Genomic DNA, 16,154 nt, shown 5'->3' on the forward strand with positions numbered 1-16,154 from the left:
TTACTCTCATCAAACATTCGTTAAATGCTATTTTTCCTTTCTTTATTTATAAGAAATAAAGCAAAAAAAATAATAAAAAAACATGGTTAAATGTAACTTACATTCATTTTCCGTCTTTCTTTTTCATTTGATCCGTCAAAATGAGAAATGTCTGATAGAAGGGTAAACATACAGAAATCGCCAATGATTTTTATCAAAATAGTCCAAAAAAAGACCTGATTGAAGCGACCCCCAAAAGTTAGACCAAAAAAATCTAACTTTTGGGGGTCGTTATTTGTATGGCAAAATATCCTTTTGAATTAAAACTAATAATCGTTAAAGAATATCTTAGTGGCGTGGGCGGATATCGGTATCTTGCCAACAAATACGGTATTTCAAGCAAGTCTCAAGTAAGTAATTGGGTGAATGCCTATCGTGAATACGGAGAGGAAGGTCTATTGAGAAAGCATCAAAATCAGAAATATTCTGTTCAATTTAAGTTAAATGCGCTAGAGTTATATCAAACAAGTGAGATGTCCTATCGAGAAGTTGCTAGCACTTTAGAAATGAACAACCCTGCGCTTATTGCCAATTGGATGCGTAATTTCAGAGAAGCAGGTATTGAGGGGCTCTCAAAAGAGAAAGGGCGACCACTTACTTTGACTAGAAAAAAAGAAAACAAAAAAGAAAATACAACAACTGAAGAACGCGAGCGTATCAAGGCATTAGAAAAGCAAGTCCGATCCCTTCAAATTGAGAATGCCTTTTTAAAAGAGTTGAGGAAGCTGCGAAAACAGGAAGCCCAGCAAAGACGTAAGAATCAATCGCACGAATCATCGCCAGCCTCCGAGGATCATTCAAACTAGTTGAGCTTCTTGAAACATTGAAATTTCCTAAAGCAACCTATATGTATTGGCAGAAACGGTTTGACAGACCAAACCCAGACCAAGAAATTGAAGAAAAAATGCTTGAAATTCGCAAAGAGCATAAAGACTATGGCTGTCTGCGACTAAAAAAAGAATTAGAGAATCAAGGGATTCATGTCAATAAAAAGAAGATTCAACGTCTGATAAAAAAACTAGGTATCGAAGTAAAGTCTTACACTCGAAAATCTCGACGGTACAATTCTTATCGTGGAAAGGTTGGTACTGTCGCCAAAAATCGTATTCATCGTCGGTTTTATACAAATATCTGTCACCAAAAAATTACAACTGATACCACAGAGTTTAAGTATTATGAAGTAGACACCACAGGTGTCGTTCGTCAGAAAAAGCTGTATTTAGATCCTTTCATGGATTTCTACAATAGTGAAATTCTATCTTATCGGATTTCTGAAAAACCAAACGCACTAGCCATAATGGAAGGATTAGAAGAAGCAATCCAGATGACAAATGATTGTCCATTTCGTAGAACCTTCCATTCAGATCAAGGATGGGCCTATCAAATGAATGCTTATAAGAATAAATTGAAGCAGCATAAAATCTTCCAGAGTATGTCTCGTAAAGGGAATTGTTTAGATAACTCACCTATGGAAAACTTCTTTGGTTTATTAAAGCAAGAGATTTTTCATGGAGAAGTCTATCGGAGTTTAGATGAATTGAAAACAAAAATTGACCAATATATCTATTATTACAACCATAAACGCATCAAAAAGAAATTAAATTGGCGAAGTCCGGTTCAGTTTCGAGAAGCTGTAAAAACAGCTGTCTAACAGTTAATCTTATCGTACAAAAAAGGAGTGGATTTCTCCACTCCATAAAAGTCTAACTTTTTGGGGTCACTACAGATCGCATGCTTGCTAATCAGGTCTTCTCGCCTTAAAGACATTTGTTTCATCCCCGAAAGGATGTCCTCTTTAATGATTAATGGATCGCGCCGCCAATTGCTTTTAGATCTTCTTTGTCGGCATAATCAACGATGGCTTCCACCGCTGCAGTCAATCCTTTGGCAATGTCTTCGATGCTCATTGCAGGCTGTCCTGCTTTATCGACGACTTGCTGAGGAATAAACGGCACGTGGATAAAACCGCCCTTCATTTCAGGGTATTTTGTATCGATCATGTATTGTACTTGATACATGATGTGGTTGCAGACGAAGGTTCCAGCAGTATTAGAAACGGCTGCAGGTATTCCTGCTTTTTTCATGTTTTCTACCATTGCTTTGATCGGCAGTTGTGTGAAGTAAGCAGGCTTCCCTTCTGTTTGGATCGCTTCATCGACGGGTTGATTGCCTTCGTTATCAGGAATCCGGGCATCATCCACATTGATCGCCACTCGTTCTGGTGAGATGGCAAACCGTCCACCCGCTTGGCCAATGTTTAAAACGACATCTGGGTGGATCTCTTCAATTTTCTCTGCGACGATCGCTGCTGATTTCCCAAATACAGTGGGGATCTCTGCTTTCACAATCTGTGCACCATGAATTGTATCTGGCAACAATTTCACTGCTTCTAAGGCAGGATTGATTGCTTCTCCGCCAAATGGATCAAATCCGGTAATTAGTAGTTTCATTTCCATCATCCTTCCCTCTTTGTTTTACCACTAAAATGCCCAAAAGTACATTAAAGCGATGTGGATCACTAACAATAATAAAGCAATTGGGGCTTGTGCTTTAATGACGCCATTGGGGTCTTTCATCTCTAACAAGGCCACTGGCAGTGCATTGAAATTGGCTGCCATCGGAGTCAGCAATGTGCCACAAAAACCAGCGGTCATTGCCAACGCACCAGCAACGACTGGGTCGCCGCCTTGCGCCATCACAAAAGGTACACCGATGCCTGCAGTAATAACGGTAAATGCCGCAAAACCATTTCCCATAATCATAGTAAAGATCATCATTCCTAAACAGTAAGCCACGACACCGATAAAACGATTGCCTTCTGGCACGACACCAGAGATTCCTTGAGAAATCACATCACCGACACCAGCAGCGTTAAAAATGACACCTAGTGCTGCTAATAACTGCGGCAAGATACCGGCAGTTCCGACTTGACGAAGCATCCGGTCGGAATCGTCCAGCACTGTTTTCGGTTTAGCGGAAGTCAACACGACTGCCAACAAGAGCGCTAAGATCGATGCGATCCCGATTCCAACTTGGCCTCCTAATGGTGTATAAGAAATCACCACAGCGATCAATGCTAAGCTGATACATGGCACGAAGATCGTACTACCGATCCGTTTAGCCGATGCTTCTGCTTTTTCATCATCCACGTCCACGATTTTACCAATCTGCACTTGTTTGAAGAAGGTCAAACAGCCCATCAAAACGATCAAAATCCCGTCCACAAGATACGGCAAGAAATTCCCGAAAGCAAAGACGATCCCTAGCAGTAACCAAAAAGCAGAGGTGCCTAATCGGGTGGGATGATCCGCTTCGCGAAAAACCCGTACAGCCGTCATGATCGACAGCAATCCGATCAAGATATAAAAGAATTCCAGTAATCCGTTAACGATTCCTTCCATCTATTTGTCCTCCTTCTTGCCATATTTTTTTGCTAATTTACGATCAAAGAGCAAGTTCGACAATGTAGCAATGACTAAGACGATCAATGCGATCGGCAATGAGGCTTGCGCGATCGAACTAGCTGCCACATCGTAGCCAAGAGATTGCAATGTTCCTACGATCAATAGCACACCAGAAGCAGCCACAAAGGTATTTTGGGCAAAGAAATTCCCGAAGTTTTCGTTAGCGGCAGCCCGAGCTTTGATTTTTTCCTGATCTTTTTCATCCAGTTCCCCAAATTTGTTTTCCCCAGCAGCTTGCGCCATCGGGTTAACGATCGGGCGGATAAATTGTGTATGTCCTTGGATCCGAATAGAGAAAAAGCCAGCAAGTTCTCGAATAAACAAGTACAAGCTCAAGAACTTCCCTGGTGTTAAGCCTTTGATCTTTTCAATCAATATGACTGCCTGCTGCTTCAAGCCAAAACGTTCTGACAAGCCGACCATCGGTAGTGTTAGTAAGAACAGTGTAACGAGTCGATTATTGACAAACGCTTCTCCTAACATTGTTAAAAAATCAACAACAGAAATCCCCGACACAAGCGCGGTGACAAAACCAGCAACGATTACGACAGCAATAGTATCTAGCTTCAGCAAAAAGCCGACTAAAATAACTAGAATACCAATTAATTTAATCCATTCCATCAAATCATCCTTTCACGATAAGTTATTTTTAATGGATACCAGCTTTTAGTATAATCTATTTTTTTCTTGTAAAACAATGTTTTTTGAATTTTCTTTCGAGGAATACGCTTTCTTTAATGCGTTTTTTAATTACTTAGATAGTAAATAACAAAAAGAAGAACTGCACTTGTGCAGTTCTTCTTTTGCTTTTTACGTTTAAGAAGCGGAGGCTTCTTTTTTCATTTGTTTGCTTCGCAGCTGTCCGCAAGCTGCGTCGATATCTGTCCCGTGTTCTTTACGGATCACGCAATTGATACCGTTTTTCTTTAAAATGTCATAAAAGGCTAACACATCAGCTTTTTTACTTCGAGCGTATTGGTCATGCTCACTCACTGGGTTATATGGGATCAAGTTGACGTAGGACAATTTCTTTTTATCCTTCAATAAAGCTGCCAACTGACGGGCATGTTCTGGCCGGTCATTGACATGATCCAGCATGATGTACTCAAATGTGATCCGACGATTGGTTTTTTCTAAATAATAGTCGACCGCTGCCATCAGCTTTTCAATCGGGAAACTCCGATTGATCCGCATCATGGAGGTTCTGACTTCGTTATTTGGGGCATGCAGCGAAATCGCTAGGTTCACTTGCAAGCCGTTCTCCGCAAACTCTCTAATTTTATGCGCTAAGCCGCTGGTTGACACAGTAATATGCCGCGCGCCGATCGCTAAGCCTTTCGGGTCATTGATGATCTGTAAGAAATGCATCACATTGTCATAGTTATCAAAGGGTTCGCCAATCCCCATGACCACCACGTGAGAGACTCGTTCCCCCTCATTGCGTTCATCAAAATAGTGTTGTACTAACATGATTTGAGCCACGATCTCGCCTGCCGTTAAGTCTCGTTGCTTCTTTAATAACCCACTGGCACAAAACGTACAGCCGATGTTGCAGCCGACTTGGGTCGTCACACAAACGGACATGCCATATTCTTGACGCATCAAGACCGTTTCAATCATGTGATTGTCTGGCAATTGGAATAAATACTTGACGGTTCCGTCACTGGCTTCTTGCACCACCATCTGTTTCAGGGGATTGATCACAAAGGCTGCCGACAGTTTCTCAATCAAAGGTTTCGGTAGGTTGGTCATTTCTTCAAAGCTGGTTACTCGTTTTTCATAGAGCCACTCCCACACTTGGTTGGCACGGAATTTCTTTTCTTTTTGTTCAGTTATCCACAAAGATAGATCTGATTTGGTAAGTCCATAAATCGATGGGTTCACTTTTTTCCCTCTTTTCAAACTAGTCGCTACATACTATAACTGAATTCTTTGTGAAAAGCAACCGTACATTGGCTGATCTTCAAAGCATTCTAGCCCCACGCTTTTGTGGTATTCCTCTTTTTTGAAGATGCTCTTTCTTCCATTCATTGAATCTTTGTCCATAGGAAACCTCTCACAAAGACCTGCATGAAAAAAACAAGCAGTGACAGAACCTGCTCCGATGTACGAAACAAAGCGGCTCTTTCCTGCTTGTTTTCATGAGGGGGCTGTTTCCTCGTGCGCGTTACTTTCATTACATGATCACATTTCAAAAGAAAGCACTCTGCCTTCTTTGGCGGTCAACATGCCCCGTTGCGGCGGCTGCAGTTGCAAATAAAGTTGTAGCGACATTTCTAGTATCAGCTCTTTGTCTCCCTGCTGAAAAACGCCGTAATAATGTGTCTGTTCCCGCTTTTCTTCATATGTATGACTCACAAGATAATATCCTTGTTCCATGGTTTCGTTGCGCTTTTTTGTTTCTGAAAGAAAACGGCGAATATGTTTATACGTAAAGAAACTCAATAAAATGACAACTGCTATTAATACTACATACCCCATTGACAGATTTACACCTCGATCGTTGATGTGGCAAAAGTCGGCTCAACACCAATACTGATCATCAAGGCAGCATCGACTTCACACATCACTTTATCGTCTAAGTGACAAACCTTTTCTTTCAAACGGCTTTTGTCGATCGTGCGAATCTGTTCCATCAAAATGACGGAGTCTTTGCCAATCCCTGTGCAGGAAGCGGAAATCCCAATATGCGTTGGTAATTTCGGCTTCGCCATTTTTGCCGTGATCGCCGCAATGATCACAGTGGGACTGAAGTGATTCCCCAAGTCATTTTGAATGATCAAGACTGGACGTATCCCGCCTTGCTCCGATCCAACCACTGGTGAAAGATCGGCAAAATAAATATCTCCCCTTTTTACCATAGGACCACCCTAACTTTTATATTCTCGCGGAACCCTTGCTGAAAGGGTACACGCTACTTCATAGTGAATCGTTTCTAACTGGTCTGCAACATCCTGCATCGTAATTTGTTCCCCATGATTCTCACCGATCAAGGTGACTGGTGTACCGACAGCAAATGCCCGCGGCAAACGAATCATCAATTGATCCATACACACTCGACCGACGATCTCACAACGCTCGCCTTCTACTAAGATCGAGAAGCCTTGCATTTTTCGTAACCAGCCGTCAGCATAACCGATAGGCACGGTGCCGATCCATTCCTGACGTGGAGTGATATATGTTTCACCATAGCCAATCCCCGCTCCTTTTTCAAGTAATTTCACTTGTATCAGTTCAGAAACGAGCGAAAGCGCAGGTTTTAAGGAAAATGGTTCGCTCAGCGCATGACCTGATGGGTTCAACCCATACATTGCGATCCCAAAACGGACCATATTTCCTACTGCTTCTTTGTGCCATAAAGAGGTTGCGCTATTGCCTGTATGTATATATGTCGGCAAATAGGGCAAAACAGTTAAGACTTCTTTAAAACGTTGATGCTGGGTTTCCCAATAGCTCGTGTCTACTTGATCCGCTGTGGAGAAATGGGTAAAGATCCCTTCCCACTCAAAAGAGGGGTGATCTTCTAACCAAAGAACGGCTTGGCGCACTTCTTCGACAGTCAAAAAGCCGATTCTCCCCATACCAGTATCCACCTTGATATGCACTTTAAGCGGCTTATTTAGAGGGTTCTCCTCTAAATAAGCGCCTGCTTCTATCAGCCAGTCCATCGAAGCGACTGGAAATGACAAATCATAGGTCGTCAGCAAGGTAATATCACACACATTCACGACACCTAAGATCAAAATCGGGTCAGTAATCCCTGCTTCTCTCAATTCGATCGCTTCATCGATCGTCGCAACGCAAAAACCATCTGCGCCGCCTTCTTTGGCTGCAAGAGCGGTTTGAACCGCTCCGTGTCCGTAACCATTCGCTTTGACCACCGCAAAAAGAAATGTCTCGCTTGGTAAGTGAGCAATCTCATGTTTGATGTTCTCGGTAATCGCAGTTGTATCAATTATCGCTTTCGTTGGTCTATGGTAAGCAACCACCATTTCCAGTTCCTTCTTTCTACTAGTGCTTGATCAGACGAACAAATTAAGTTGGTTTTATGTAGTCGGCTGTTCGTCCATGAAGTATCAAAGTCTTCTTGACTGACAGACTACTTCAACTTGGTTTATTCACTATCTAGTACTTCTAAAATAATTTGTGCAAAAGCAGTATCATTTGTATGGGTGATACTGACAAACGTTTTTTCTAAAGGATGCGGTGCTTTAGTAACGATCGGGGCACCGAATTCATTGGTCAAGACTTCAATATCATGAAAAGAAACTTTGCCGATCCCTGTCCCCCAAGCTTTCGAGAACGCTTCTTTGCAGGCATAGCGCCCGCCAAGGAACTCTACCTGACGTTTCAGCGGCAAGCGTGCAAATAATTTTGCTTCCTTCTCTGTTAAAATACGCGTTATAAACTGAGGTTTTTTTTCAATTAATTCTTTCATTCGAGGCAGCTCGACTGCATCGATCCCGATTCCTTTGATCATTCTTTTCTCTACCTTCACCTAAGATAGGGTTTTCCAAATTGGAAATACCCCTTGTTCAGCTAGTTACCATTCTACCAAAAAAATGGCGAATTACCATTCAAATCTGACGAGTTTATACGGAGATTAAGATTTAAAAAAAGAAAGACTCAGTTAAATCATATTTTACGACAATTCGAAAATTTTTATAATAAATGAACATTAAAAAAAATCCTTACCGCATTATTATCCCTTCTACTACTATTTAATTAAGTTGCTTTAGCTAAAAGAACTCAAAAAAGCCAATTCAATCAAATGGAACATTTGATTGAATTGGACCTAATCATTCGTTCTCTATTTTCAAAATAAAATCATAGAAAAGAAAGACGGGGTTAATGGTAAGCATTCATATTATAAATATTACTCTATCTATTCAATTGAATTTCATATCTATATCTATCAGCCCGATAATAAATTTCCGCATATTCGATATTTCTATTTTTATCATCGATTGTATTTCTAGTTATATACAACAATGGTTCTCCCGTTTTGATCTTTAAATGATCAGCCAATACATCATCTGCTACGATAGACTCAATAATTTCGGTAGCACTTTCGATCAGAATAGATTTATTCTCAAAAATTTTATAGAGTGAAGCTTCTGGAGAATTAAAGTCCTCTTCATTCAACTCTATATAATTTTTCGGCACATATACACGCTGAAAACCGATATTCTCATCATCAATGATTCGTATCCGTTCATTCACATAAACTTCTTCCATTGGAGATAATTTTAACTGCAACCTTACTTTTTCAGGTGCAGGTTCTCTTCTAAAATCAACTAGCTTAGATGAAGTAATATGCTCACTATGCTCATCATTAAAACTTATCAAGCGATTCAATTGCAATGTTCGCTTATTGCTGTTGACGATTGTTCCCAATCCAGGAACCTTTTTGATATATCCATCCGATTCTAACAGTTGCAGTGCGGAACGAATCGTTATTCTGCTGACACCATATTTTTTTTGCAAATCAACTTCAGTTGGAAAAAAATCATTTTCCACATATTTCTTTGCAATGATGCTTTTTTTCAATTCTTCATAGATTTGATAATATTTAGAATTACTATTATTACTCAAATTATCCCTGACCTACTCTCATTTCACTATTTCTGCAATATTAGAGGCTAACCCTCTTATGTCCATTTCATTCGCTTTTTCTATCACTGATAATTTACTCTTGACCGTCTCATCTACTGATACAAGCGCACCTGTCATAGAACCGACGATTGTAGCAATCGTATCGGTGTCATAGCCGATATTTACAGCATCGATCGTTGCTTGATAGGGCGTTTCTTTATTTAGAGCTACGATTCCATACGCACAGGGAACCGCTTCTGAAACATGAAGTCCACTTCCAACAACCTCATAAAGTTTCAACAACTTATCAATTTTTTCACCACTGCCATTCGCTATATCTAAAGCAAGCTGTATTCTTCGATAAACACTTGGTCCTGGAACATGCTTAGAATATTTTTTTCCTTGTTCTTCTCCGAGTTTTGCGCCTAATAAGCCAGCTTCAATCACACTATCCATTGTAGCACTTTCCTTCAATGATTCCGACACACTTAGAGCAACCGCACAAGCACCTGAGATCGACAATGAATTATCATGGGTGACTTTTGTAATTATAATAGCATCTTCTAAAGCCTTTTCATAGTCACCTGGATGAAATAGTCCCGCCGGAGAAATCTTCATTGCGGAACCATTTGTAGCTTTAGAAGCATAATCTACTGTTACTGCCCCAGGAAGTGCTTTTATTTCTGATAAATTATTTTTGTACATTTCAATCGCACTTCTTGTTGTAGGTCCAGCAAAACGATTAAAATAATGCGGAATATCAGACCATTCAATAATACTTTTCTTTATAATATCTCGGTCAATCATTCCTTGGTTCTTAAGAATATTTTGACAGATTAAATATATTTGGGAAAAATCATCAGTGACTTCACCTGCCTTGTTTCCATATGCGAATGCTATTTTACCAGGTTCAACTAGCTTTTCCAATGGTCCAGCAAATTTTAACCGAATTTCATCGAAAGGCAGATTTTCTGTCGCAGCCCCCATTGCGTCACCAATTGCTGCCATTGTTAAAGATCCTAAAATTCTCTCAATCATGTAATCAATTCTCCCATCCATTTTACTTATTCAAGTCCTTTGACCCCAAATACAAAAGTTAAGACAAGTCCACCAATAAACGATAGCAGTAAACCAACTAAGTATGCCCATAAGGTAGGTCCAGCAAATGCAGGGATCGTTGTCAGTCCCCCAAATACAAATGCATTCCCAATAACATCAAAAGCACCCATAAAAGCACCACCAATCGCTGCACCGATACATCCTGCCACTAATGGTGTCTTATACTTCACTCCAATACCATAGATTGCTGGTTCGACTATTCCAGATAGAAAAACAGAAGTAATAGCCGACACAGAAAAATTCTTTAAATCTTTATTCTTAGTCATAATAAAAATAGCTAACGCAGCACCTGCCATCCCAAAATTTGCGTTGGCGCCATAAGCAATAAGAGCAGAAGTACCTGTCGCAGCAATTTCAGGAATAATGATCATCGTATTAGGTGCCCAATGAAATCCAAACATGATCAAAATATTCCAAATGCCTCCAATAATTGCTCCAGTAACAATGCTGTTTATCGCTGTTAGTCTCCCAACAACATCGGCAATAAATAGGCTAGCATAATTTCCAATTGGTCCAATAACACCGGCTGCAATCGGCACTAATAAAAACAAAAGTATGGTCGGTATAACAACCATATGCAAACTTTGAGGAATTACTTTCTTTAGAAAGAACTCCATTTTTGATTGAAGCCAAACAAGAATAATTGATGGAATCACTTGTCCTGTATAGCTAAATAATCGAATCGGCATACCCATGAATTGAATGATTGTTCCTGGTTGATCATTCATCATCGCTACAAAATCTGGCATAATCAGCACCCCTAAAACAGCAATAGCGATATATGCACTGGTTTTGAATTTCTTAGCAGAAGTGATAGCTACTAGCAATGGGAAAAAATAAAATACAGATGTTGCAGCTAGAGTTAACAAAGTATTCGTGTCACTCTCTACACTCAATATTCCCAGTTCATTTGCTAAGATAGTAAATCCTCTTAAAAGACCCGCACCAGCGAGAAGTGGCAATAACGGAGAAAAAATACTGACTACTAACGAAACAAATCGGTTGATCAAATTTTCATTCCCTGTTTCTCCACTTTCCAATTCTGAATGATTACTCATATGTGCTCGTACTGCTTCATAAACTTCCCCTACATTTGTTCCTATAATGATTTGAAAACTTTTATCGTTGTCTACGATCCCTATGACTTCAGCTAAATTCTTGATTCCCTCAGCATTAACTTTACTTCTATCTTTGAATGTTGGTCTTAATCTTGTGGCACAATGAGTCAGACTAGAAATATTATCAGAACCACCCATCAACTCTAAAAGCATAATCCCCAATTCATCCATCTGTTTTCCTCCAAGAATTTTTTAAATGTTATGACGTCATATCATTAAAGACAATATATAACGCTTTCATAATTATGTCAACAACTATTTTATCAACGAAACCAACATAAAAATATAAATAAAAACTATTTATTTATCTATATTTCTATTAATAGAAACCTTGTAATTTTTAACAAAAAAAAGAACATGAAGTGAGCGTAGCTCGCCATTCATGTTCTTTTAATAAAAAGCTCATTCTTATTTGTAATTCAAAAAAGCAATTAGTCTTGGTTATTTCTGATTACGAAACCGCGTTTTTTGTCGTTGCTGCGGCGATTGTTTTTACGGGCACCATCTTTTGAATAGTTGCCGCGGGCTTTATTGCCGTTGCCGCCGCCACGGTTCCCACCGTTTTCTTTGCGGTTACGATTGCCGTTGCTATTGTTGCTGCGACGACCATTTTTGTTGAATGATTTTTTTCCTTGAGGCAATGGACGCTCTGGTGTGATCTTCACTGGTGCTAAGTCAGCAGGATCTTTCGCCATAGTTTTTAGAAGCAATGCTGCTAAATCTTGTGCAGAATAACGTTCTAATAGATCGTCGGCTGCTTGCAAGTATTTATCCAAACCATTTTCATCCAATTTTGTTTCAACAGATTCGATTGCGGCACCTAATTGACCTTTGAACGCTTCTTTTTCGGTCGGTGGGCGCATTGGTGTCATCCGTTTTTTCGTTAAGTTTTCAATGACGTGCAGATAGCTCATTTCGTTTGGTGTAACGAAAGTCACAGACATTCCGCCTTTTCCAGCACGGCCAGTACGTCCGATCCGGTGAACATAGCTTTCAGGATCTTGAGGAATATCGTAGTTATATACGTGTGTAACGCCAGAGATATCCAATCCACGAGCTGCAACGTCTGTGGCAACTAAGATATCTAGTTGACCACTCTTGAATGAACGCAAAACGCTCATCCGTTTTTGTTGAGAAAGGTCTCCATGAATGCCTTCTGCTTTATAGCCGCGGGCTTCTAAGCCGCGCGCCAATTCATCGACACGACGTTTCGTACGACCGAAAACGATGGTCAATTCTGGCGTTTGCACATCCAATAAGCGAGTCATGATATCAAATTTTTCGTAATCTTTTGAACGAACATAGTATTGATCAATCAAATCAGCGGTCATTTCTTTGGCTTTGATCTGTACATGTTCAGGCTCTTTCATGAATTTCACGCCGATGTTTTTGATTGCTGGCGGCATTGTTGCTGAAAATAGCAATGTTTGACGAACATCTGGTACTTGGCTTATGATTTTTTCAATATCTTCCAAGAAGCCCATGTTCAACATTTCATCCGCTTCATCTAATACAAGCGTTTCAACGGTGCCTAATTTCAAGGTGTGGCGGTTGATATGGTCTAACATACGACCTGGTGTACCAACTACGATGTGGGGACGATCTTTTAGTTGACGGATTTGACGGCCGATATCGGCTCCACCGTAAACTGCTTGTACACGAATTTTTTTGTCTTTACCAAGACGGTACAATTCTTCTTGGGTTTGGATCGCTAATTCACGGGTTGGGGCAATCACTAATCCTTGTAGTTGATGGTTCGTTGGGTCAATTTTTTCTAACATTGGCAAACCAAATGCGGCGGTTTTACCAGTACCGGTCTGTGCTTGACCGATCACGTCTTTGCCTGCTAAGGCTAATGGAATCGTTGCTTCTTGGATGGGTGTTGCTTCTTCAAAGCCGGCACGCTCAACAGAAGTCAATAATTCGTTGGATAATTCTAGATCTTTAAATTTCAAATGGATCCTCCTAGGCTGGTCATCTTTTCGATGCCTGTTTTTCTATCATCGAAGCGTAGGTTAGTTCTTCAGAAACACAAGAGTAGTCCCATTTACTCTTATCTTTCTCTCGGTACCGAAAAACCGCTTCACGAAGGCATTATAAAAGGCTAAAACAAGTGTTGTTTGTCTCAGCCATCATTTTATCTCAAAACGTCAATGTTTTTTACAGTAATCATTCTGTGCTTCATCTTTCGGCGTTAGATAAGTATAACACGCTTTGAAAGTTTCAGCAAGATTTCAACTCCCTTTTACATTCCTTTTAGTGCATCAACGACTTCACTCAGGCCCATGCCATTGCTGCCTTTGATCACTAGGCTATCGGAAGGTTCTAAAGTTTCTATTAAGGAGGCGATCAGCTGTGGTTTTTCATCGATCGCAAAATAGCGCACCTTGTCAGCAAGGGCAGTGTTCGCTAGTCGTTTTTGCAATGCCTGCATTTCTTTGCCATAAAGGAAAACTAGCTGGAACGAGTCATCCAAGTGTGCGGCCATCTGCTCATGCATTTGTGCAGAATCTGGTCCTAATTCAAGCATATCTGCCAATACGGCGATCCGTCGTCCTGCTAAAGGCAATTTGCGGAAGCTATCCAATACAAGACCCATGGCCGTCGGATTGGCATTGTAAATATCGCTCAAAATCGCTGCCCCATTACCAGCAGTCACCCATTGGGTCCGATTTTTCGTCAATTGAAAATGCGCCAAGCCTTCCTTGATCGCTTCATCTGCTACACCAAAATGACGTCCTATCCCAATCGCGATCAAGGCATTCTTGACATTATAGCCGCCTAAGACCGGTAAGGTAAAGGTGGTACCTGCTACCGTAAAAATCGTCTGATCTTGCGATTCCTCCACGATGTCTCCTTGTAGATCTCCCTCAGTTAAGCCAAAAGTTTCAATGGTCTGCGTTAAATTGGGAACAAAGGGCTCTAACAATGGTTCATCAGCTGGCATCATAAAGAAGCCGTCTTTTTTCAATCCTGCGGTGATCTCCATTTTGGCTTTGGCGATCCCTTCTCTGGACCCTAAGTTTTCAATGTGGGCTTCGCCAATCAACGTGATAGCGGCAGCGTCAGGTTCTGCTAAGCGTGAAAGGACTTCGATTTCACCTGCATGATCCATTCCCATTTCTAAAATCAATACTTGGGTATCTTCTGGCGCATGCAAGATAGTCAAAGGCACGCCTAGTTCATTGTTGTGGTTGCCTTGGGTTTTATAGGTCTGGTACTTTTGGGCCATGACCGCTTCCACCATATCTTTGGTGGTCGTTTTCCCGTTACTTCCAGTAATACCGATGATTTTCGGTGCAAGCTTTTCTTTATACGCTCGTGCCAATTGTTGAAACGCTTTGACGGTATCCGTGACAGGAATCACAAGGATGTCTTGCGGCGGTTCGATCGTAGGGTGGCTCCACAGTGTGGCGATCGCACCATTGTCTTTGGCTTGTTGGGCAAATTCATGGCCGTCACGGGTCCCCGCTAAGGGAACAAAAAGACTGTTTTCTTTGATCAGACGGCTGTCGAATTCCACAGAGGCAAGTGGTGTTTCATTTTCAATTTGCTGACCAAATACGGCAGCGGCTTCTTTTACAGTAAAATTCATCAGGTTCGCTCCTTTTTCCTAAAAAAAGAAAGCACAAGATCGCTTCAAGTATTTTCCTTGAGTTGAGCTGGCTTTCTTCCTGCTATTTATTCTGCTTCGTTTTCTGCTTCTTTTTCTGTTGCTTCTACATTGGTCAAGAACGAACGTCTTTGATTGAAACGATTCATCCCTAATTGGATCAATTCTTCGATCAAATCCCCATAAGGCAAGCCGGTCTTCTCCCATAGCAGTGGGTACATGCTGAATTCAGTGAACCCTGGCATCGTGTTCAGCTCATTTAAAAAGAGCTCATTTTTATTGGTCAAAAAGAAATCACAACGGCTCAATCCGCTGCCGCCTAACATCGTATAGGCTTTTTTCGCAAACTCTTGGGCTTTGGCTTGTGTTTCTTCTGGAATTTGTGCAGGAATCTGCATCTCGATTCGGTTGTCAATGTATTTGGAATTGTAATCATAAAAGGCAACATCTTTTACGATTTCTCCCGGCATTGTGGTCCGAACGTCTTCGTTTCCAAGAACGGCTACTTCGATCTCACGGGCTTCGATTCCTTGTTCAACGATCGCTCGGGTATCGTAGCGATACGCTTCTTGTAGCGCATTTTGCAGTTCTTCTCGGTTCTCGGCTTTCGAGATACCGACACTTGAGCCCATGTTGGCAGGTTTGACAAACATCGGATAAAGCAGACTGCCTTCACATTGATCGAAAATCTTTTTCGGATTTTCTTTCCACGCATTTTTCAAGACTGGTACATAGGGAACTTGTGGAATCCCTGCAGCTTGCAAGATATACTTGGTCATGATTTTGTCCATCCCACAGGCACTAGTCAAGACACCGGCTCCGACATAAGGCATTCCGATGGTTTCTAAAAATCCTTGGATCGTGCCGTCTTCGCCATTTGGTCCGTGAAGTAAAGGAAAGACGATCGCGTCTTCTTCGTAGATTGCCCCAGGTGAAATTTCTTCCCCTTTGGTTTCTTCATTGGTCAATGCCAAAGTATCTGGAGACGTTGGCGCCTCAGTCAATAATGGGCCTTTTAACCAGCGTCCTTCTTTGGTGATCATTACTAATTGAACTTGGTAGTAATTATAATATACAGCATTAACAACTGAAAAAGCGGATAACAGTGATACCTCATGTTCTGCACTGCGTCCCCCGTATAATAAAATGATTTTCAAAAGAATTTCCTCCTGTATTCATTGATTCTACCAAACTAAGTCTTCCACA

General features: G+C 41.0%; 15 protein-coding genes. 1 reads left to right on the plus strand and 14 read right to left on the minus strand.

All coding sequences use genetic code 11. The annotated features are described in order from the left end of the window. Positions 1–278 precede the first annotated feature (278 nt). Positions 279–1,690 (plus strand): IS3 family transposase gene (locus tag IGK61_RS15410; protein ID WP_438844962.1). Its coding sequence is split into 2 segments (ribosomal slippage): positions 279–834 and positions 834–1,690, totalling 1,413 coding nucleotides; the frame shifts between segments, so codons are not numbered across the junction. Between the two features lie 151 nt (positions 1,691–1,841). Here IGK61_RS15410 and pcp read toward each other — a convergent pair. The 14 genes from pcp to IGK61_RS15480 form a co-directional block, all read right to left on the minus strand. Continuing rightward, positions 1,842–2,489: a pyroglutamyl-peptidase I gene (pcp, locus tag IGK61_RS15415; protein ID WP_005227979.1), complete on the minus strand. Its 648-nt coding sequence runs from the start codon at positions 2,487–2,489 to the stop codon at positions 1,842–1,844. 30 nt (positions 2,490–2,519) lie between these two features. Continuing rightward, the gene (locus tag IGK61_RS15420) at positions 2,520–3,440 is read right to left on the minus strand and encodes a DUF979 domain-containing protein (protein ID WP_005227977.1); all 921 of its coding nucleotides are present in this window, start codon (positions 3,438–3,440) and stop codon (positions 2,520–2,522) included. Then, entirely contained in the window at positions 3,441–4,124 is a 684-nt protein-coding gene (locus IGK61_RS15425) for a DUF969 domain-containing protein (RefSeq protein ID WP_010749105.1), read from the minus strand. 195 nt (positions 4,125–4,319) lie between these two features. Then, positions 4,320–5,387, minus strand: coding sequence for a 23S rRNA (adenine(2503)-C(2))-methyltransferase RlmN (gene rlmN, locus IGK61_RS15430; protein ID WP_231435901.1), 1,068 nt, complete (start codon positions 5,385–5,387; stop codon positions 4,320–4,322). Between the two features lie 300 nt (positions 5,388–5,687). Further along, positions 5,688–5,984 carry a hypothetical protein gene (locus IGK61_RS15435; RefSeq protein ID WP_005227970.1) on the minus strand — a complete coding sequence of 99 codons (297 nt, stop codon included), beginning with the start codon at positions 5,982–5,984 and terminating at the stop codon, positions 5,688–5,690. Between the two features lie 8 nt (positions 5,985–5,992). After that, positions 5,993–6,364 carry a type II toxin-antitoxin system PemK/MazF family toxin gene (locus tag IGK61_RS15440; RefSeq protein WP_005227961.1) on the minus strand — a complete coding sequence of 124 codons (372 nt, stop codon included), beginning with the start codon at positions 6,362–6,364 and terminating at the stop codon, positions 5,993–5,995. Positions 6,365–6,373: 9 nt separating this feature from the next. Next, positions 6,374–7,495: an alanine racemase gene (gene alr / locus IGK61_RS15445; protein ID WP_074536114.1), complete on the minus strand. Its 1,122-nt coding sequence runs from the start codon at positions 7,493–7,495 to the stop codon at positions 6,374–6,376. A gap of 122 nt (positions 7,496–7,617) precedes the next feature. Further along, entirely contained in the window at positions 7,618–7,983 is a 366-nt protein-coding gene (gene acpS, locus IGK61_RS15450) for a holo-ACP synthase (RefSeq protein ID WP_015510424.1), read from the minus strand. A gap of 401 nt (positions 7,984–8,384) precedes the next feature. Then, a complete protein-coding gene (locus IGK61_RS15455; RefSeq protein ID WP_074536116.1) occupies positions 8,385–9,098 on the minus strand; it encodes a GntR family transcriptional regulator in 714 nt (237 codons plus the stop codon). A gap of 18 nt (positions 9,099–9,116) precedes the next feature. After that, positions 9,117–10,136: an ADP-ribosylglycohydrolase family protein gene (locus IGK61_RS15460; protein WP_438844963.1), complete on the minus strand. Its 1,020-nt coding sequence runs from the start codon at positions 10,134–10,136 to the stop codon at positions 9,117–9,119. A gap of 26 nt (positions 10,137–10,162) precedes the next feature. Beyond that, the gene (locus tag IGK61_RS15465; protein WP_074536120.1) at positions 10,163–11,506 is read right to left on the minus strand and encodes a PTS transporter subunit EIIC; all 1,344 of its coding nucleotides are present in this window, start codon (positions 11,504–11,506) and stop codon (positions 10,163–10,165) included. A gap of 260 nt (positions 11,507–11,766) precedes the next feature. Next, complete coding sequence (cshA, locus tag IGK61_RS15470; protein ID WP_005227956.1) at positions 11,767–13,290, minus strand: degradosome RNA helicase CshA; 1,524 nt, start codon at positions 13,288–13,290, stop codon at positions 11,767–11,769. Between the two features lie 290 nt (positions 13,291–13,580). Further along, positions 13,581–14,930 carry a UDP-N-acetylmuramoyl-tripeptide--D-alanyl-D-alanine ligase gene (locus IGK61_RS15475; RefSeq protein WP_015510425.1) on the minus strand — a complete coding sequence of 450 codons (1,350 nt, stop codon included), beginning with the start codon at positions 14,928–14,930 and terminating at the stop codon, positions 13,581–13,583. An 86-nt stretch (positions 14,931–15,016) separates the two neighbouring features. After that, entirely contained in the window at positions 15,017–16,105 is a 1,089-nt protein-coding gene (locus IGK61_RS15480; RefSeq protein WP_015510426.1) for a D-alanine--D-alanine ligase, read from the minus strand. Between the last annotated feature and the right edge of the window lie 49 nt (positions 16,106–16,154).

This window comes from Enterococcus sp. AZ063, from assembly GCF_051715045.1.
GTDB lineage: Bacteria > Bacillota > Bacilli > Lactobacillales > Enterococcaceae > Enterococcus_D > Enterococcus_D casseliflavus.